Source organism: Wenyingzhuangia sp. IMCC45467 (assembly GCF_054111205.1).
Genome location: NZ_CM134196.1, coordinates 256,624 through 276,513, shown reverse-complemented (window position 1 = coordinate 276,513; position 19,890 = coordinate 256,624). Strand labels below are relative to the sequence as shown.

Annotated in this window: 20 protein-coding genes; all 20 read left to right on the top strand. The window is 27.9% G+C overall.

The genetic code is table 11. From position 1 onward, the window contains the following. Window positions 1–182 precede the first annotated feature (182 nt). The 20 genes from ACXGQT_RS01250 to ACXGQT_RS01155 all read left to right on the top strand — a co-directional run bounded on the left by ACXGQT_RS01250 (window position 183) and on the right by ACXGQT_RS01155 (window position 19,773). Window positions 183–908 (top strand): hypothetical protein, encoded by a 726-nt coding sequence (locus ACXGQT_RS01250; RefSeq protein ID WP_457829616.1) that lies wholly within the window; start codon window positions 183–185, stop codon window positions 906–908. Between the two features lie 939 nt (window positions 909–1,847). Further along, window positions 1,848–2,285: a hypothetical protein gene (locus ACXGQT_RS01245; RefSeq protein ID WP_457829615.1), complete on the top strand. Its 438-nt coding sequence runs from the start codon at window positions 1,848–1,850 to the stop codon at window positions 2,283–2,285. A 294-nt stretch (window positions 2,286–2,579) separates the two neighbouring features. Next, window positions 2,580–3,206 (top strand): hypothetical protein, encoded by a 627-nt coding sequence (locus ACXGQT_RS01240; RefSeq protein ID WP_457829614.1) that lies wholly within the window; start codon window positions 2,580–2,582, stop codon window positions 3,204–3,206. Between the two features lie 832 nt (window positions 3,207–4,038). Continuing rightward, window positions 4,039–5,316: a hypothetical protein gene (locus ACXGQT_RS01235; RefSeq protein WP_457829613.1), complete on the top strand. Its 1,278-nt coding sequence runs from the start codon at window positions 4,039–4,041 to the stop codon at window positions 5,314–5,316. Between the two features lie 865 nt (window positions 5,317–6,181). Next, a complete protein-coding gene (locus ACXGQT_RS01230) occupies window positions 6,182–6,826 on the top strand; it encodes a hypothetical protein (protein ID WP_457829612.1) in 645 nt (214 codons plus the stop codon). Between the two features lie 217 nt (window positions 6,827–7,043). Beyond that, the gene (locus ACXGQT_RS01225) at window positions 7,044–7,565 is read left to right on the top strand and encodes a hypothetical protein (protein ID WP_457829611.1); all 522 of its coding nucleotides are present in this window, start codon (window positions 7,044–7,046) and stop codon (window positions 7,563–7,565) included. A 214-nt stretch (window positions 7,566–7,779) separates the two neighbouring features. Then, window positions 7,780–8,448: a hypothetical protein gene (locus ACXGQT_RS01220; protein ID WP_457829610.1), complete on the top strand. Its 669-nt coding sequence runs from the start codon at window positions 7,780–7,782 to the stop codon at window positions 8,446–8,448. 211 nt (window positions 8,449–8,659) lie between these two features. Beyond that, window positions 8,660–9,232: a hypothetical protein gene (locus tag ACXGQT_RS01215; RefSeq protein ID WP_457829609.1), complete on the top strand. Its 573-nt coding sequence runs from the start codon at window positions 8,660–8,662 to the stop codon at window positions 9,230–9,232. A 219-nt stretch (window positions 9,233–9,451) separates the two neighbouring features. Then, window positions 9,452–10,162 (top strand): peptide arginase family protein, encoded by a 711-nt coding sequence (locus ACXGQT_RS01210; RefSeq protein WP_457829608.1) that lies wholly within the window; start codon window positions 9,452–9,454, stop codon window positions 10,160–10,162. A gap of 302 nt (window positions 10,163–10,464) precedes the next feature. Then, the gene (locus ACXGQT_RS01205) at window positions 10,465–10,926 is read left to right on the top strand and encodes a helix-turn-helix domain-containing protein (protein ID WP_457829545.1); all 462 of its coding nucleotides are present in this window, start codon (window positions 10,465–10,467) and stop codon (window positions 10,924–10,926) included. Continuing rightward, window positions 10,854–11,720, top strand: coding sequence for an IS3 family transposase (locus ACXGQT_RS01200; protein ID WP_457830793.1), 867 nt, complete (start codon window positions 10,854–10,856; stop codon window positions 11,718–11,720). The genes ACXGQT_RS01205 and ACXGQT_RS01200 overlap by 73 nt, the downstream gene beginning before the upstream one ends. An 88-nt stretch (window positions 11,721–11,808) precedes the next feature. Beyond that, window positions 11,809–12,342 (top strand): hypothetical protein, encoded by a 534-nt coding sequence (locus ACXGQT_RS01195; RefSeq protein ID WP_457829607.1) that lies wholly within the window; start codon window positions 11,809–11,811, stop codon window positions 12,340–12,342. A gap of 290 nt (window positions 12,343–12,632) precedes the next feature. After that, window positions 12,633–13,058, top strand: coding sequence for a hypothetical protein (locus ACXGQT_RS01190; RefSeq protein ID WP_457829606.1), 426 nt, complete (start codon window positions 12,633–12,635; stop codon window positions 13,056–13,058). A gap of 237 nt (window positions 13,059–13,295) precedes the next feature. Then, window positions 13,296–13,868, top strand: coding sequence for a hypothetical protein (locus ACXGQT_RS01185; RefSeq protein WP_457829605.1), 573 nt, complete (start codon window positions 13,296–13,298; stop codon window positions 13,866–13,868). Window positions 13,869–14,135: 267 nt separating this feature from the next. Further along, window positions 14,136–14,852, top strand: coding sequence for a hypothetical protein (locus tag ACXGQT_RS01180; RefSeq protein WP_457829604.1), 717 nt, complete (start codon window positions 14,136–14,138; stop codon window positions 14,850–14,852). A 219-nt stretch (window positions 14,853–15,071) separates the two neighbouring features. Continuing rightward, window positions 15,072–16,217 (top strand): hypothetical protein, encoded by a 1,146-nt coding sequence (locus tag ACXGQT_RS01175; protein WP_457829603.1) that lies wholly within the window; start codon window positions 15,072–15,074, stop codon window positions 16,215–16,217. A 226-nt stretch (window positions 16,218–16,443) separates the two neighbouring features. After that, window positions 16,444–16,950, top strand: coding sequence for a hypothetical protein (locus ACXGQT_RS01170; protein WP_457829602.1), 507 nt, complete (start codon window positions 16,444–16,446; stop codon window positions 16,948–16,950). 842 nt (window positions 16,951–17,792) lie between these two features. Further along, a complete protein-coding gene (locus ACXGQT_RS01165; RefSeq protein ID WP_457829601.1) occupies window positions 17,793–18,338 on the top strand; it encodes an FEKKY domain-containing protein in 546 nt (181 codons plus the stop codon). A gap of 232 nt (window positions 18,339–18,570) precedes the next feature. Further along, a complete protein-coding gene (locus ACXGQT_RS01160) occupies window positions 18,571–19,041 on the top strand; it encodes a hypothetical protein (protein ID WP_457829600.1) in 471 nt (156 codons plus the stop codon). Window positions 19,042–19,263: 222 nt separating this feature from the next. Further along, window positions 19,264–19,773, top strand: coding sequence for a hypothetical protein (locus tag ACXGQT_RS01155; protein WP_457829599.1), 510 nt, complete (start codon window positions 19,264–19,266; stop codon window positions 19,771–19,773). Window positions 19,774–19,890 lie beyond the last annotated feature (117 nt).

Sequence of the window (19,890 nt, the reverse complement as noted above, 5' to 3'; positions counted from 1 at the left end):
TGCGGGTTTTGTGCTAACTTCAAAGTTTTGTGTATATTTACTAAGTCGCCAAATCTTGTTGATTTGGCTTTGTGAAAACCAAAGAAACAAATCCAAACAAAAAGCTTCGGCTTAGTACGTAATCGAAAATCTTGTCGATTTTCAATCCCGCACAAAGCCTAGCCAAAACCGTTAGGCAATATATGATTAAAAGAAAAATACTATTAATTACAGTTTTAGCTTTTATATTTTTTAATTCTTCTTGTGAAAAAAATAAACATTTAGAAGAAAAAATTATAAATGAAATTTTTATTGAAATGGCGATAAAAATGCAATTAAGAGTTATTGATATTCAGCCTATCGCACCACCCCTTATTTTAGACGAAAATAATATTCAAGAATCAAAAAAAGAATTATTAGAGTACTATAAATATCTGAGAGAATATTCAAACTATTTAAGAGAATATTATTTCTATAACTCTATTATTAACCCAAAATCATTCAATGTGGTAGTAGGGCTCAACAATGAATTAAGTATAATTAATAATGAAAATTTATATAATCATATTAAAGGATATATTGATTTAAAAAACAAAAAATACTTAGAGGTAATCCGACAAAATATAGCTAATAATACAGTAGAGTCTAATATTGATTTTAACTATATCGAAAATGTAAATCCATTTAAAATTTTAAATAAAAATGAATTGGGATGGACTAAATCTGAAAACGATAAATTCAGAAACGAAAAAGAATTTTATTTGGCTGGTGTATTAAATTTATCAAAAATATATTTTAATAACGAAATGAGTATGGGATACTTTTTATGTTCTGAAATTGCTAACGGTAAAGAAACTCTTACGAAACTTTTATTTATTGAAAAAGAATCTAATAAATGGAAAATTATTGAGGAGGTATTTTTGTACTAAAACACATTGCCTAACACCGGCTAAACTTCATGCGGGTTTTGTGCCAACTTCAAAGTTTTGTGTATATTTACTAAGTCGCCAAATCTTGTTGATTTGGCTTTGTGAAACCAAATCAACAAATCCAAACAAAAAGCTTCGGCTTAGTACGTGTTCGAAAATCTTGTCGATTTTCTTCCCGCACAAAGCCTAGCCAAAACCGTTAACTAAAACAAAAATCGTAGCTACATTTTGAGTTTGAAAAATTCTCTTTTGAAATTAATTCTTGAAACTGAAAACAACTTCCTCTCTCCTGTTTTTTGATAATTTCTTAGTAAAATAAATATTGAATTTATCGTAGCTATGCAAATGTCGTTTAAGTGAATTTTAAGGTTGGCTTCGCCGTTTTTTTATTTAGTCGTTTAAAGAACATTGATTTTGTTTGAAAACTTCTTAAAAACGCTGAATTCTAATCTCTGTGTGTTTGAATTATCGTAACTACGCCATAATAATTATTTGATAAATTTTCTTAATCTGATAAATGATGTCATACTTTATGTTATCGTAATTGCGAGAAATTATCACTTTTTGAGAAATATATATAACTAAATAACTTTTATATATTTTGATAAATATTAATCAGAGCAACGTGTTTGAAATTATTGTAGCTGTAGATAAATAACTTTGTTTTCTTTGAAAGTCTTATTTTAAACAAAATACCTTTCTAATCATTTATTCATTCTGAAGAAATGCTTTAGTTAACACCGGCTAAACTTCATGCGGGTTTTGTGTTAACTTCAAAGTTTTGTGTATATTTACTAGGTCGCCAAATCTTGTTGATTTGGCTTTGTGAAATCAAAGAAACAAATCCAAACAAAAAGCTTCGGCTTAGTACGTAATCGAAAATCTTGTCGATTTTCAACCCCGCACAAAGCCTAGCCAAAACCGTTGTACATAATTGAAATGAAATCCGAAGAATCAATACTATTTGAAGAGATTATAATTACTCTTACTGAAAACAAGATTGATTTTGATTTGTATGATAACAACACTCTAATTGGAGTTAAAAATTCTGAGATTTGGTTTCAATTAAAGGAATCTATTGTTCGAATTGGTTATGACGAATTAAGACGAGAATTTTCTTCAACCTTTGAAAACTTAAAAGAATTAGAACCAACTGTCAAAAAAATTCTTTCAAAACCGATAATAATAACTTCTAAATATAGAGGGAATACTAATGTTAAAAGTTCAGTAGGAATAAAAATTGAGACAAATAAAATTGAACATTTTTCGACTTCTCTTACTTTGATTTATCCTTTTTGGAAAAAATTAAGAATAGAAAACACAGAAATAAAACCACCTTGTAAATACGATATACAATTTTCAAAAAGAAGAAAATGAATGTTGTTTTTAGTAATTAAAAGTTCAAAGACAAACTGAAATTGTAGAAATTAAAACCTTGATATCGTTTTGAGATAACCAAAAACTATGTACAACACCGGCTAAACTTCATGCGGGGTTTAGTGCTAACTTCAAAGTTTTGTGTATATTTACTGGGTCGCCAAATCTTGTTGATTTGGCTTTGTGAAACAAAAGAAACAAAACCAAACAAAAAGCTTCGGCTTAGTTGCGTGTTCGAAAATCTGGCCGATTTTCAATCCCGCACAAAGCCTAGCCAAAACCGTTGCCCACAATATGAAAAAATTGCTATCATTAATCATTTTAACTATCTTTTTTAGTTTTAAATCTCAATGTCAAGAAAAGATTAATTACGCAAATTTATTAGAAAAGTGTTTTACTCAAAATGAGATAAAATTATTAAATAATGGTTGTGAAATTTTTGAAAATGAAATATTGAAAATTTACACGAATGAAAATATAGGAATATCCTATAAAGAATTTCTTGAGGACATTCAAACAATGCAAATACCTCTAGAAGTATTCGAAAATAAGAAAACAACAGAATACATGAATAATTTAAAAAAGTCTGAATTATTCAACAAAATATGGGAAATAAATAAAAGAGAAATTAACACAGAAATAGTTGTTATATCTAATGACAATAATGAAAGTAAACCTGAGGAAGAACATTTTCAAATAAAGAGAGATGGTAAATATCTTAACTGCTTAATAGAAAACTGTGAAAATCAAAACTTAAAAGAATTATTAAAAGCCATCAAAGAAGTTCCTGATATTAATCCAGCAATATTAGCAATTGCTTTAACAAATGAATTTAAAGAAGAAGAATTTAATTCTAATATAATGAGATTAATAATTGCAATTGATTTTTATTATGAATTGAAATTAAATTTAATGAAATAAAATACAGTGGGCAACACCGGCTAAACTTCATGCGGGTTTTGTGCTTACTTCAAAGTTTTGTGTATATTTACTAAGTCGCCAAATCTTGTTGATTTGGCTTTGTGAAAACAAAGAAACAAAACCAAACAAAAAGCTTCGGCTTAGTCCGTGTTCGAAAATCCGCTGATTTTCTTCCCGCACAAAGCCTAGCCAAAACCGTTAACTTAAACAATCCTTGAAATTTCTGTCGAAATTTACGCGGATGTTTAAATTGAACGGTATTCTTTAGTTTGAAACCAGTGCTGACTCAAAAAAAATCAAAACGAAACTTATCTTTTTGAGCTGAAAAAAGCCTTTTGTCTGCGTAAAAAATGAATTGGAAAAACTTCAGTAATTGATAATTTTTCTCTAGCCGATAATGATTTGTAAACTGGTATTGCGTGTTGAAGTGTACGTGAAAATCATATAAATATTTCTTTGCTATTTATTTGAAAAATATCTAATGAAACGAAAAGTTGTTTCACTAAGTTACGTGCTGAAATGTACGCTAAAATCGCTTCGTTGATGATTTGTCTTTAATCGATAAATATCTACCAAGCAAAACGTTGAAATTATCGTAGCAATGTAACTTTGAAGTTGTTGCGGATATTTTGGAAACTTCTTCTTTCCTAGTGAATTTTCAGTTTGAAAAATTGCATAAGTTAACAACAGCTAAAAAACATAGCTTTTTTGTGCTTAATCAAAGTTGGTTTTTTGTTTATTTTGTGTAGTTTTAATCTGAAAACTAATCGGCTAGTTTAAACGCTACGTTTCCTAGCTAAAACCGTTAGCTACAAGGCTTGAAAAAATTATAATGAAAGAACGATTTATAAAAATTTCAAATAATAAAATTTATGTAACAAAGGATGATTTAATTGAATTATCTCAAACAAATTTCCCTAAAAACAGCTTAACTTTTAAATACCATTTAGATTTATATTTTAAAGTTGAAATCTCAAATTACAATAGACACTTAAAATCTTTAGACATTGTAATTGTTGATTACAATCCTAATGATGTACATGAATTTAATAATCAAGAATTAAAAAAAGACATAAAAAAATTAATATTCAAAGAATTAGAATGGGAGAAATTAATAAAAAAATTAAGTAGCTACGACAACTTACCATTAGTAGTTCCTGAAGCTTTTAAAGAACCTGAAATTCAATATTCTGAGTTTGGTTATTACGAAAGTGATAATTTAGAAGAATCTGATATGATTAAAACATCTTCAATTCAGACAGATGGAAAAAATAAAATACTCGAGTTTGAATTCTCTGAATACTTTGAAAACTCAACGTTTCATTTAGGTTATATATCTTTAACAAAAAAGTTAGAAACCATACCAGATTCATTAGAAATTAAAGTATATAATGATAATATACTCCCTGAATACGATTATATTAAAAGTTATTTCTCGAAATATTTTGAGAATGGTAAATTTAAAATATCTACTAAAATTGAATTTAATAAAGACGAAATATTAAATATACAAAGTAACTCTATAGAAATTGAAAGTATTAATAATGAAATCATTGATTCTGTTAAAAAACAAAGAATTTTAAATACAATTGATTTAACTGATAATATTAAAAATGAGAAACACACATTTAACTCAGATGAAATTTTATCAAAAGTTGATAATTCAGGCAATATATTTGGACAAACAGATGAAGATATAATTAATCTAATTCTAGAGTTAAAATCTCCCCGAAATAAAAAACAACTAATATATCTGGCTAGTAAAAAACATAATTCAATTGTAAAAATTAGATTTACACTAAACCCTCTTTTTGGATTTATATTTTTTATCTCTGGTAAAGAAAAAAAACATATTTGTTGGGAACTTCTTGATTCTCATGCAACATATCTTTGGAGCTTCAATAAAATAGAGTCTAATGAAATGATAATAGAACAATCTGAAATTAATATTAATACAATAAAAGAAATTGGTAGGAAAGAATACAGAAAACAAATTAAAATAAATGGTTTTGAAACTAATTTAGATTTTAATATAATAAATCACTCAATTTCAAAAGGAAGCGAGTGTTTTGATAGCTGGAAAAAAAGACTCAACTCTAAACTAAAATAATGCCCAGTAGCTAACACCGGCTAAACTTCATGCGGGTTTTGTGCTAACTTCAAAGTTTTGTGTATATTTACTAAGTCGCCAAATCTTGTTGATTTGGCTTTGTGAAACCAAATCAACAAATCCAAACAAAAAGCTTCGGCTTAGTACGTGTTCGAAAATCTAGCCGATTTTCAATCCCGCACAAAGCCTAGCCAAAACCGTTAGCTTTAACAACGCTGAAATTCATGGCTGAATTTTTCGCTGTTGTTAAAATGAAACTTTTTCTTAATTGTTTGAAACCAATCTTGACTCAAAAAATTAAAGAATGAAACTTTTCTGGAACAAAAATTAATTAATGTTTTAAGTGAAAAACAAACTTTTTAAACTGAGAAATAATTGAATTATTTACTGTTGCGTAAAAGGAAAACGAAATCAATAATTCTTTGAAAATTTATTAATTAAAAAGAAAATGGTGTCCATAAATTACGTGCTGAACTGTACGCTGAACTTTAATAAAACTAACATTTATAATTCTTAATGAAAGTTTTTAATAAACGATAAATGGTGGCTTAAAGTTACGTACTCAATTCCCTACAAATTCTCAAAACTAACATTCTCAATTCTTTGAAAAGCAGAACGTGAAAAATTATCGTAGCAATGCGATTTTAAAGTCGTTGCGTAAAGTTTGGAAACTCTCCTACCCTTTTCATCATTTTTATGTGAAATGTTGCATAAGCTAACAACAGCTAAAAAACATAGCTTTTTTTGTGCTTAATCAAAGTTGGTTTTTTGTTTATTTTGTGTAGTTTTAATCTGAAAAATAATCGGCTAGTTTAAACGCTACGTTTCCTAGCTAAAACCGTTAGCCACAATAAAAAAAAATTAAATGAAAATTCTAAACTTTTTAATGTTGACTATTATTTTGAGTAGTTGTAGTTCCGTTAAGTATTTTGGAAACTTTAAAAAAGAAAAGAAAAAAATTAATGAGATTACTATCCTGACACCTATAGTAAGTGTTATTGAAAAAGAAAAATATAGGACTTCAATTAATCAAGATTTATCTATTCAAAATAGCTTTTTAATAGACTCTATTTCAAATAAACTATTGAGTAATAAATATGAAAAAGTTGAATCCAAAAAACAACAGTATTCTAATTTAGAAAACTTAGATGAAATATTGAACAAATTAGATAACTCCGATAATAATAATTTAATATCACTTTCTAAAATATTTGAAAATAAAGAAATTATGACAAATAACGAATATGCTATTTTATTCGTTTATAACGCTCGATATAATCCTAAATTTGAACCACACTATAGGACAACTAGTGCATTGTCGGGAATGGTTGTTATAACTCCTGGAGAAAAAATAACATCAAATTCAAACTTGAGAATGATGGTTCTTAATACAAAAACAAAACAAGTCGAATTATATGATAAAATTGAAACATTAAAATTTGATCCGAGAGTAACGCAAGAAGTGGTTCAATTGACTAGAACTTTAATTAAGAAAATGTATTACAAATAATTACTGTGGCTAACACCGGCTAAACTTCATGCTAGTTTTTGTGCTTTCTCAAAGTTTTGTGTATATTTACTAAGTTGCCAAATCTTGTTGATTTGGCTTTGTAAAACCAAATCAACAAAACCAAACAAAAAGCTTCGGCTTAGTACGTGTCCGAAAATCTTGTCGATTTTCAAGCCCGCACAAAGCCAAGCCAAAACCGTTGGCAACAAGCTGAAAAATGAAATTAACATTAACAATTTTAGTTCTGATTTTATTCCTTTCTCCCTATAAAGAAAAGGCGGAAAGAAAAACTGAATTAAAGGTTGAACCGATTGAAAAAGTTGACTTTTCAAAAGTACCTGATTCTTTAGAATTAATTATCGACAAAAATCTGAAAGGAGACTTTAACGGAGATAACAAAACTGACTTCGCCTCCATCGTAAAAAATAAGTTAAATCAGAAAATAGGGGTATTGATACTTCACAATTCTGAAAAAAGCGAAAGTTACGTTTTTGGAGCTGGAAAAGAAGTATTTGAAATGACAAACTTAGATTGGATTGAAGTTTTTGAAATGCTACCAAAAGGAGAAATAGTTTCTCCAACTTTAGTTGACCAAGAAACAGGAGATATAATTGGACAAGACGAAAGCAAGAACTTCAAACTTATTGGAAACGGAATTTATATGAGCGTTGAAGAATCTCACGGTGGAGGAATTATATTTTGGAATGGAAAAGAATATCAATGGTATCATATCGAATAAAAAGCCAGTTGCCAACAACGGCTAAAATTAATGCGGGTTTCTATCCTACTTCAAAGTTTTATGTATATTTACTAAGTCGCCAAATCTTGTTGATTTGGCTTAGTTTATCTAAATAATACAAAACCAAACAAAAAGCTTCGGCTTAGTACTCTCTCGAAAATCCGCAGATTTTCTCCCCGCACTAATCCTAGCCAAAACCGTTAGCTAAAATTTTATGAAAAACCGAAAAGAAGCCATAGTTACTTTTAGAGTTATTAGTTTTTTATCACTAATAATACCATTACAATCTTACTCCTACAACGAATTAAAAAAGTTTAATGAAAATGCTGAGCTTAAAATTTCAATTTTTCACAAAGAAACAGATAGTTTAAAAAAAAGTTCAGAATACCTAAATGAATTAATAAAAGATTTTGACAACCTATATGCATTAAATCATATTGAATTATATACAAAAAAAATACACAAAAGAAAACCTCAAACAGGACTAATATTACCTTTACCCCCAGTTAGTCATAGAAGTTTAAATATTATTGAAACGGACAGTTTATGGTTAAAAGAAATTACTCGAATAATTAAAAAAAAACCTAAGCTACTTCTCCAATACATCAATAATGAAAATTATAATCTATCTAGTTATATTTTATTCATAGAAATATTTAATATAGATATGATTCAAGTAGCAGATAAACTTAGTTCACCTACATTTTATATGAATGTTTTGAAAAAAGATATTTTGAATTCAGACCAATATAAAAAAATGAGATATTATGAAGAGGTTCCAAAAAATACTAATCCTCAAAAATATATTTTAAATAAAATTTGGAAAGAAAATGCTGAAAAAGAAGCTGAGATAATAATGCGTGATTATATAAAAAAACTTTAGCTAACAACGGCTAAAATTAATGCGGGCATTGTTTTCAACTTCAATGTTTTGTGTATATTTACTAAATCGCCAAATCTTGTTGATTTGGCTTAGTTTAAACAAAATACAAATCCAAAAAAAAAGCTTCGGCTTAGTCCGTGTTTGAAAATCCGCAGATTTTCTTCCCGCACTAATCCTAGCCAAACCCGTTGTGTAACATAAAAAAAAGTCCTTGAAAAAGAATAAATACATTGAAAAATTCAAGTTCAAAACAAAATCTGAATTAGAATATAAAATTGAAAATCCATCTTTATTTGACAAAGAAGCAATTGAAGCAGCTAAAGTATTATTAGAAAATTATTCTATAAATGAAAACAATACAACTAAAGAAAAAAATATTGAAAGTATTGAAAAAGTAGAACCAATATATAAAGAAAAAGCTTTTTTCAAATATAAATGGATGTATAGATTTGCTATATTTTACACTTGTATTGTCTCTTTAGCTTGTTTATGGTTATTGAAATATGAGGAACATATAAATTATGCTATATGGGGAATAATAAATATAATGGCCTTTATTGTACTGATTTCAAAACATCGAAAAACTCTTTATTATTTGAAAGTTTTATCAATAGTAGCTTTGATATTTATTATCTATAAATATATTTACACGTATTTTAATTTAAACGAAAATGAAACTATTAATTTTCAATCGAAAGATGTTAATTATATATTATTCTTTTTTGTCATTTTATTTGGAGGAGAACAATTAATTGAAGTTCGAAAAGTACAAATCAATAAATAAAACGTTACACAACACCGGCTAAACTTAATGCGGGTTCTGTGCTAACTTCAAAGTTTTGTGTATATTTACTAAGTCGCCAAATCTTGTTGATTTGGCTTTGTGAAACCAAAGAAACAAATCCAAACAAAAAGCTTCGGCTTAGTACGTGTTCGAAAATCTTGTCGATTTTCAACCCCGCACAAAGCCTAGCCAAAACCGTTGTAATTAATTATCTCGAAAATGAAAACATTAAATATAAATGGAAAGGAAATTTTCATTTGTGAAAAACATAATGAAGTACTTTTTTTATGGGAAAAATATCGATCTGTAAAGCCTTATTTAATTTCATTTGACCATCATACTGACACTCACCCTGCTTTTCAACATAAATCTTATCATGAAAAACTAAATTCAAATCAACAATTAATTGAAAGATTAAAAAATGGTGAAAATGAATTAATTCATGACTTAATCAATGATGAACATATTGATGCTGCAATAAAGTGTGAATTCATTAACAAAGCATTATTATTTACTGTTGACTCAACAAATCCAAAAAGAGATGATATTATCAACATATCTGATTATGAAAATTATAGTGATACAAGTAAAATAATTATCAATCATAATCTTTGTTGTCATACAGAAATATCAATTGAATCTAAAATACTTGAGGACGAATTTAAAAGATTTGAGTTTTGTATAATGCCTGAAGTTTGGAAAAAAAACTACATATTAGATATTGATTTAGATTTTTTCCATTACAAATCATCAATAGAAGTTAACGATTATAGTTTTTTTAACGAACTTATAAAGAATGCTAAAGCAATAACAATTGCTAGAGAAACAATCTGGATTGAACAATGGAAAAGGGACTATGATAAAAATTTAACAGTTGAATTTTTAGAAAAAAAAATACTAGAAATTATTCAAGAAGCAACTAAAATATAATTTTCACAATTAATTTATTTTAAGTATGTAAATAACTAATTACAACACCGGCTAAACTTCATGCGGGTTTTGTGCTTACTTTAAAGTTTTGTGTATATTTACTAAGTCGCCAAATCTTGTTGATTTGGCTTTGTGAAAACCAAATCAACAAAACCAAACAAAAAGCTTCGGCTTAGTTGCGTGTTCGAAAATCTTGTCGATTTTCTTCCCGCACAAAGCCTAGCCAAAACCGTTACCTACAATTATGAAAAATGTAATTTCCTGAAATAGGTTGACTAAAAATTAAACACTTTAGTTAAACTATGGACACAAACAAAAAAACACCCTGTCGAAAAAAAAACTACGAAAAAGTTACTTTTCAACACAAATTATTTGTCATTGACCAAATTCAAAATGGTCAAATATCTGTAAACTTTGCTGCTAAGAAATATAACATTTCTAGATCTACCATTTCTTATTGGTTAAATAAATACAGTACTTTGCATCAACAAAATACAGGTATGAGTAAACTAAACGAAATAAAAAAATTAAAGCAACGTATTGAAGAATTGGAGTTTGTAAAAGACTTTCAACAGGATATCATTGCAGATATGGAAATCATTACAGGTGTCGATATGTCAAAAAAGTCATTGCCCGAAACATTAGCAAAAGAGATAGAAATAAAGAAGATAAACCTTTTAAAAGAAAATGGATCTATCAATGCTTCGGGGTCAGTAAACAAGCCTTCTACAAAAGAATCAAAACACTCGAAAACAAAGAAATAAACGATAAAAAAAGAATCATAATGGTCCAAAAATATCGTAAAAATGTTGGACAAAGATCTGGTGGTATAAAACTTCATAAAGAACTTAAAGAGCAGATGATTGGACAAAATATATACATCGGAAGAGACAAGTTTTATCGTTTTTTAAGACAATATAACTTGCTGGTGCCTAGGATTAAAAACTACCATACTACAACAAACTCAAATCATCAGTTTAGAAAGTATAAAAACATCGTAAAAAAACAAGTACCTACAAGACCTGAACAGCTTTGGGTGACGGATATAACCTATATTAAAACCCAACATGGACATAATTATTTAGCATTGGTAACAGATGCCTATTCTAAGCAAATTATGGGTTATAACCTTGCAAACCATATGAGAACATCCCTTTGTACCCAAGCGCTCGCTATGGCTATTAAAAACAGGAAATACCCTAATAAAAAACTTATTCATCATTCAGATAGAGGGTTTCAATATTGCAACCCCAAATACACCGAATTTGCTGAAAATAATGGAATGACAATGAGTATGACAGAACAATACGACCCTTATGAAAATGCCCTAGCTGAGAGAATTAATCAAACTTTGAAATACGAATACGGACTAAAATTAACAATCAAAAACACAGCTATTGCTCAGAAAATGACAAAACAAGCTGTTTATATTTATAATAATCTTAGAACGCATTTTAGTCTTGATTTAAGAAAGCCGGCTGAAGTACATCTAAATCCAAACATCAAATACAAATCATATCGTAGAAATAATGTAAATTTACCTGAACTTACTATTTAGATAAGAAGATAATCAACCTAAAAAAAGGGCAACCTATATCAGGATAAGACAAAACATTCGAATTTCATTTATAATTCTTCTGACTTTTATGTCATTTTCCTTATTTGGACAAGATGATTCAAGATACACAGATGGAAACGGATTTGACTCTGTTTTTCAAAATTTAGAATCGGGAAATTTTAGCGGAACGATAAACGGAATTTTAATTGTGAGAGATTCTGAAAACAAGGAATCTTTATTAGATTTTCAAGGCAGTTACGCAAAATTGGAAATAGAAAAAGATGAAGACGAAGTTTATGATGTGAGTTATAAAAAATATACTGGAAAAACAACAAGCGGAAAAACGGAAATAAAATACGAAACTTACGCTTACGCAAACTCGATTGGAATTGAATTTAATGGAGAATATTATAATTTATCATTAATCGATGGAGCTTGTGATTTAATCATTAACGGACTTGAATACTCTTATAAATCTGAAAAAAATGCTGAATATCTAATTATAAGAATTACAAAAGAAATAGAATTAATGAATCGTTATGATAGCAAAATTAGAAAAACAATAAAACTTTTACCAAACTCAACTTTGGTTTTCGCAATTAATCGGAATAAAAAACTGTAGGTAACACCGGCTAAACTTCATGCGGGTTTTGTGCCAACTTCAAAGTTTTGTGTATATTTACTGGGTCGCCAAATCTTGTTGATTTGGCTTTGTGAAACCAAAGAAACAAATCCAAACAAAAAGCTTCGGCTTAGTCCGTGTTCGAAAATCTTGTCGATTTTCAATCCCGCACAAAGCCTAGCCAAAACCGTTGTAAGTAATTAAATTGAAAAATTAGTTATCACTTTAATTCCAATAAAATAAACAGTAGAATATTGATAAGGTAATTTAAAAAAATCTAAAAATTGAATATGAAAAAAATAATTTTATTTATAAGCTGTGTAACTACTATGCTTTTAACTTCTTGTAATTTTGAAAAGAAATTTGATTTTAAGGAAACAACTTATACAAAAACTGAGTTATTTGGAAAATGGTTTTTACATGAATCTGAAAAAACACCAGATAAGATTATTATTAATAAAATATTACTTAATGAAGACATGACTGCTGAAATAGAAGTTATTGAATCATCAGAATATAAAACTGTAAATGGAAAATGGTCTATTTACGACAAAACAAAAGTAGGTTCTGAAAACTTTAATATAACTTTTAATTCAGACGTAAAACTAACATTTATATTGAACCAAAAACTTACACAAATAATTATGCTAGATGTTAAAGAATTAAATAATGAAAAGGTTCTGAAATATAATAATCAATATTATATAAAAAAGTAAAAACTACTTACAACACCGGCTAAAATTAATGCGGGCTTTGGTTTAAACTTCAATGTTTTGTGTATATTTACTTTGTCACCAAATCTTGTTGATTTGGCTTAGTTTAACTAAAAAATACAAAACCAAACAAAAAGCTTCGGCTTAGTACATGTTCGAAAATCCGCAGATTTTCTCCCCGCACTAATCCTAGCCAAAACCGTTGTAAAACATTAAGAAAAATAATAAAATTAAATCGACATGAATTCAATCAAGAAAATACTATTTATCATTTTTTTATCAATCCCAGTAATTTCTTTTTCTCAAATATCTTCGATTTCAAAGATTAATCCAAAACTTGCTCATGTCCGTAAAGAATATATAAAATTGGTGGAAGAAAAAGATACTGTTATTCCTTTAAATATTAATATAAGCGAAACATCATCTGAAAAAAAAGCACTAAATATCCTGGGTTCTTACAAAGATTGGAATAATGAAGTGAAATTTGTTTGGCTATTATTTCAAGATGACGTGAATACTGAATTTCAAAATTATTTTAATAAAATATTACCATCAAAAAACGAAAATATTGAGGTTAACTTGAATATTAAAAAATTTAGGCTAAAACAATATATGTTAACTGAATCTCAAAGTTGTTACTTCAAATATGAATATGAATTTAGTTTTTTAAAAAATGGTAAGAAACGTAATATCTCTTTTAAAGAGAAAACTAAAATTGAGAATATTAATGGACCTCGTGAAATTGTAGATGCGATTAAATCGTCATTGATAAATTCATTAATACAATTAAATCAGTTTATTACTGAAAAGTAATGTCTTTCATGATAAAAAATGATTAAACCTTAACTTTAATAACATTTTACAACACCGGCTAAACTTCATGCGGGTTTTGTGCCAGCTTCAAAGTTTTGTGTATATTTACTAAGTTGCCAAATCTTGTTGATTTGGCTTTGTGAAACCAAAGAAACAAAACCAAACAAAAAGCTTCGGCTTAGTCCGTGCTCGAAAATCTGGCCGATTTTCAATCCCGCACAAAGCCTAGCCAAAACCGTTGGCAACTATTAACTCTAAATCTGAAATATGAAAAAAATCTTATTAATAACAATTTCAATTTTCTATATGAATTGTTCATCTCAAACTGGACAAAATATTGAAGGAAAATGGTATTTAATAAATAAAAGTGGATTTGCTGAGTTTACAATAACAAAAGACAGTTTAATAAATCGAAAAATATTTTCCAATTTTAAAAGAAAAAACAATAGGAAAATGGGGGTTAAAATTTCCGAAAAAATTTATTTAAAAGATAGAATATTGTTAGTCGGAAAAAGCCCTAAAGATTCTACAAAATATTATACTTTAATGACTCTTATTCCATCAAAAGATAAAAATTATGTGAAATATATTTGGAACGGAATTGACTCTATTTCTTCAATTAAAACATTAACGAAAATCAATCAAAATGACAATCGAGAATTGTTAGGCTATAATTTATATACAAAAGAATATGTTGAAACCTTGAAAACGAAAAAATCTATTGAAAATATAACAATAGGAGATTTTAAAGAATATTTAGGAATCTATTCTAAAAATCTTAAAAAAGCAATGACCGAATATAAAAAGAACGTAAAAGGTTACTATGGAGAAGCTTCAAGTTTTAATTTCCAAATTGGTTTACAAACTCTTTTGGAATTAGATTATAATCCAGTTCAAGATTCAAATACTTTGAATTCAATGTTTTCGAAATTTATGAAAAACGAAGAAATTAAAGAATATATGAAAACTCTGAAAGAAAAATAACAGTTGCCAACACCGACTAAACTTCATGCGGGGTTTGTGCAAACTTCAAAGTTTTGTGTATATTTACTAAGTCGCCAAATCTTGTTGATTTGGCTTTGTGAAACCAAAGAAACAAATCCAAACAAAAAGCTTCGGCTTAGTACGTGTTCGAAAATCTGGCCGATTTTCAACCCCGCACAAAGCCTAGCCAAAACCGTTAGCCTACATTCAAAAAAAATCATGAACCTTTATAACTATGATGAGAAAACACTTGAGAGATTAGAAAACTTACCTCAAGGTTTTTATATTAATTATGATTCCGAAAAAGAAATTGTTTTGTCTTTGAAAGGAACTGCAGGTCTTGTAACATCAATAATAAAAGGATGCCCAATAAACTTATACCTGAATAAGAAAGATTCATTAGTTACTCTATACATTATTGATAATAAAATTAACCCTCAATATTTTGTAGGCAATAATTTTAGCAAATTAGATAATGAGTTTAAAAACTTTGAAAGTGTGGTTATTGAATTAATTAAATCTATAAAATTCAGACTAATCATACTAAATGATGCTAATTATCAAATAGTAAATACTTTAATTGAAAAGGAAAACTATCTAGATCATTTTAAAAATTGGATTAATAATAATAACGAGGAATTTGAAATAAATCTATCCAATAAAGACTTTAGTAATGAAGAAAAAATTACATATCTCGACTTAATAAAAAATGATACTTGGGACAATAACTTAATAAATGATAAACCATATTATAACTTCAATGAATATATTGAAAATGGTTCTCATGGATATAATCAAGAGTTTTCAATCAGAACTTTTTTATCTAATTTTTTTGAACCGAATATTGAATTATTTCCATCTTTATTCAAAAAGAATGGTGAAGAATTGACAGATTTTTTAATTACTTATAAAAAAGCTGTTGTTGTAATAGAATCAAAATACACAATAAGTCCTAAACAGACTAAATTTAATAGTGCAATTTCTAAAGCAATCAATCAACTACAGTTAGTTAAAAACCTGATATATGAAAATCCTAATTGTATAAACAATGAGCTAGTAGTTAAAGAATTATTAGATTTTCAAGTAATATTAAATATATGTGTTTTCTATGATAATGGAAGAAATCTTACAAAATCATTTCAGAATTTTAGAGAAAATTATGACATAAATATTTTACCAATATTCATATCTGTAATTATTTTAAATCAAATTATGTCATACATCAAAATTAATGATAATGAAAATTTCAAATATTATATCATCAATAATTTTCTAAGAATAAAAAAAGAATACATGGAAAAAAATGAAATAATTATAATTAAAGGTTTTGATTTGAACACAGGAAAAATTGAATTTGTATTTTAAAAAAACGTAGGCTAACACCGGCTAAACTTCATGCGGGTTCTGTGCTAACTTCAAAATTTTGTGTATATTTACTAGGTCGCCAAATCTTGTTGATTTGGCTTTGTAAAATCAAAGAAACAAATCCAAACAAAAAGCTTCGGCTTAGTCCGTGTTCGAAAATCTGGTCGATTTTCAATCCCGCACAAAGCCTAGCCAAAACCGTTGTGTACAAGTTTGAAAAATGATTGTGAAAAAAGATATTGAAGAAAAATTACTTGAGCTCAGCAAAACTGAGAACCAATTATATGAAGCAATTATCGAGTTGTCTAAAAAAGAAAGAACTAAGTCTAGTTTAGGGTTATCTCAATATGAAATATTTGAATCTTATTCAGAAATACATACAAGATACACAAATCTATCAGTTGAAAGTTTAGAAGCCTTAAAACGAGCTATTTTTATTCAATGGTTTTCTATATCTGAACCTGACTTCCTTTCAGGAATAAGAGAATTAGATAATGAGAGTATACACAAAACTCTTATGAACATTGAAAAAGTTTTGAAAAATAAATCCGCTGACACTGAACTACTATGGATGCTAAATTATTATTTTGAGTGGGATTTTCTATTTGACAATTATATCGAGACTTTTGACTACAAAAAATATAATCTTGAAAAATTTAATTTACCCGAAACATTTGAATATCATGACAGAGGACAAATGGGAGATTATTGGAATTCCATAATTAACAAATAAAACCAGTACACAACACCGGCTAAAATTAATGCGTGCTTTATTTTAAACTTTAAAGTTTTGTGTATATTTACTAAGTCGCCAAATCTTGTTGATTTGGCTTAGTTTAAATAAAAAATACAAAACCAAACAAAAAGTTTTGGCTTAGTGCATGCTCGAAAATCCGCAGATTTTCTCCCCGCACTAATCCTAGTCAAAACCGTTAGCTTTAACAACGCACAAATTCTGGTCGAATTTCCGCAGTTGTTATAATGCTGATACTTTTTCTTAATTTTTTCTGAAACCAAGTCTGACTCAAAAAATTTAAAAACCATTTTTTCTATCGAAAAGCAACTCCTTTTTAGCTGAGAAATATTGTGTTTTAATTGTGTCGCTACTTTCCGTAAATCTCTATTTGAAAAACATCTAAATCATTGATAAATTTTACTTGCTGAAAATAGATAAACTTGTATTTCTTGATGAACTATTCGTGTAATTTAATTCTTTGATAAATCCATTTAAAACGAAAAATTGTGTACTAAAGTTACGTGTTGAATTGTACGCACAAAAAAATCTTCGTTGATAAATTTCTTCACAATCGATACATATTTTCAAGCAAAACGTTGAATGAATCATAGCAACGCGATTTGAAAGTCGTTGCGCATATTTTGGAAACTTCTTCCCTCCTAGTGAACTTTTCTATTTGAAAAAGTTGCACAAGCTAACAATGGCTAACTAACAAAGCTATTTTTTTACTTTCTCTAAGGTGGTTTTCTGTTTATTTTGTGTAGTTTTAGTCTGATAAACTATTGGCTTGTATAACGCTTCGTTGGCTAGCCAAAACCGTTACCCAACATTAACAAAAAATGAACAAAAGAACGAAATATATAATTCTAGCTTTAGGAATTTTAGGGTTTATATTTTTATTATATAATAAAAATTTTGCATTAGCTGAAAATAGTTTAGAGCCACCAGAATTGAAATATTCTAAATTGTTTTTTGGAATTGGAGTTTTATCAATTGGAATATTCTTTTTGAGTAAAAAATTGCGAAATTTACTAATCACATTAGCAATTTCTGGATTTACAATATGCTTGATTTTAAATATATCTCTTTCTATTCAAATTTTTGAAAGTGTTAGAATTGGGAAAATTTATGCGGAATATGGAGAATTAGACACTTGTGAAAAGATGGAAAAAAGATTTGCAACTGATTTAAAAAATAAAAAAATTAAATATTTTCAATGTTTAACTAGCTTTAACCCTGAATTAGAAAAGATATTAAAAAATGAGTATAACATTGAAACATTCGGAATGAATTGTGAAACTGAATCTGAAAAGGAATGCTATAATAAATTAGTTAAAAAATATTTAAAAAAGGAACATAATAAATCCTTTATAGATAATTTGTAAATATAAAAACTGAATAAAACGTTGGGTAACACCGGCTAAACTTCATGCGGGTTCTGTGCTTTCTCAAAGTTTTGTGTATATTTACTAAGTCGCCAAATCTTGTTGATTTGGCTTTGTGAAACCAAAAGAAACAAAACCAAACAAAAAGCTTCGGCTTAGTACGTGTTCGAAAATCTGGCCGATTTTCTTCCCGCACAAAGCCTAGCCAAAACCGTTAGGCAACATTTGAACATTGAGAAAATTAAGAGGCATATTGCTAATATTTATAATCGGAATTCCTTTATTTATTCTAGCGATTCCGCTGATGATAATTTTCATTCCGATTGAACATTTTAACCGAAAAAAGTTTGAGAAAAAATATGCTGAATTTCTAAATGAAAATAACGGGAAAAATTTCTTCTGTTACAACAACAGAAAGAACTCAAAACAATATATTGAGGAAGATATTCTGCCTAATTTGAATAACGGAATTGAAATCGTGTATTTGGATGGAAAAAAAGTAGAATCGGAATATAATGTGGAATTTATTTCGGAGGCACTTTACAAACTGAAAAATTATAATCGATTTCCACACTTAATGAAAATTCGGAATGGAAAACTAATTGACAAATCAATAAACAATCCGTTTTATAACGTGCTGAATTTAAACAAACCGAAAAATGAATTATTAACCAAAATCAATCTGTTCTTTGAATTGACTTAAATAAAAAACGTTTCCTAACACCGGCTAAACTTCATGCGGGCTTCTGTTCTACTCCAAAGTTTTGTGTATATTTACTAAGTCGCCAAATCTTGTTGATTTGGCTTTGTGAAACCAAAAGAAACAAAACCAAACAAAAAGCTTCGGCTTAGTACGTGTTCGAAAATCTTGTCGATTTTCAACCCCGCACAAAGCCTAGCCAAAACCGTTGTACTTAAGTTATAAATGAGAAAAATTGAAAAACTGATATCTCAAATAATTCCAAAATTTGATTCTGGATCACGTGAAGACGAATGGTTTAATAATGATAAATTATTATCTGAACTATCTCCTCATGAATATGAAAAAGTTGAAGAAAAACTAATTGAAATGCTTGAAAAAAACACTTCTTTTTTAGTTGGAGAAACACTTGTGAAAATTAAATCTACCAAATCATTGACAAACCTTAAACAACGAGTAAAAGAAGCTAAATATTTTACTGAAAAAGTAAAATGGGCAATGTTTATTTTCAAGATAAAAAATGGAGATAATGAAATGGAAGAACTTATATATAATGAGTTCTTGAAATTTAATTTTAATTATGAAGTTGAAGGTGTAATTTTCTATGATTTAATTCAATTTAAAAGCAATCGAATCAATAAAATTATTGAAAGTTATATAAATCATAAATATTTTCTTGTTGCTCATCACGCTAAAAAAGTAATTGAATCATTATCAAACACTAAAAAAACCTAAGTACAACACCGGCTAAACTTCATGCGGGTTTTGTGCTAACTTCAAAGTTTTGTGTATATTTACTAAGTCGCCAAATCTTGTTGATTTGGCTTTGTGTAACCACAAAAAACAAAACCA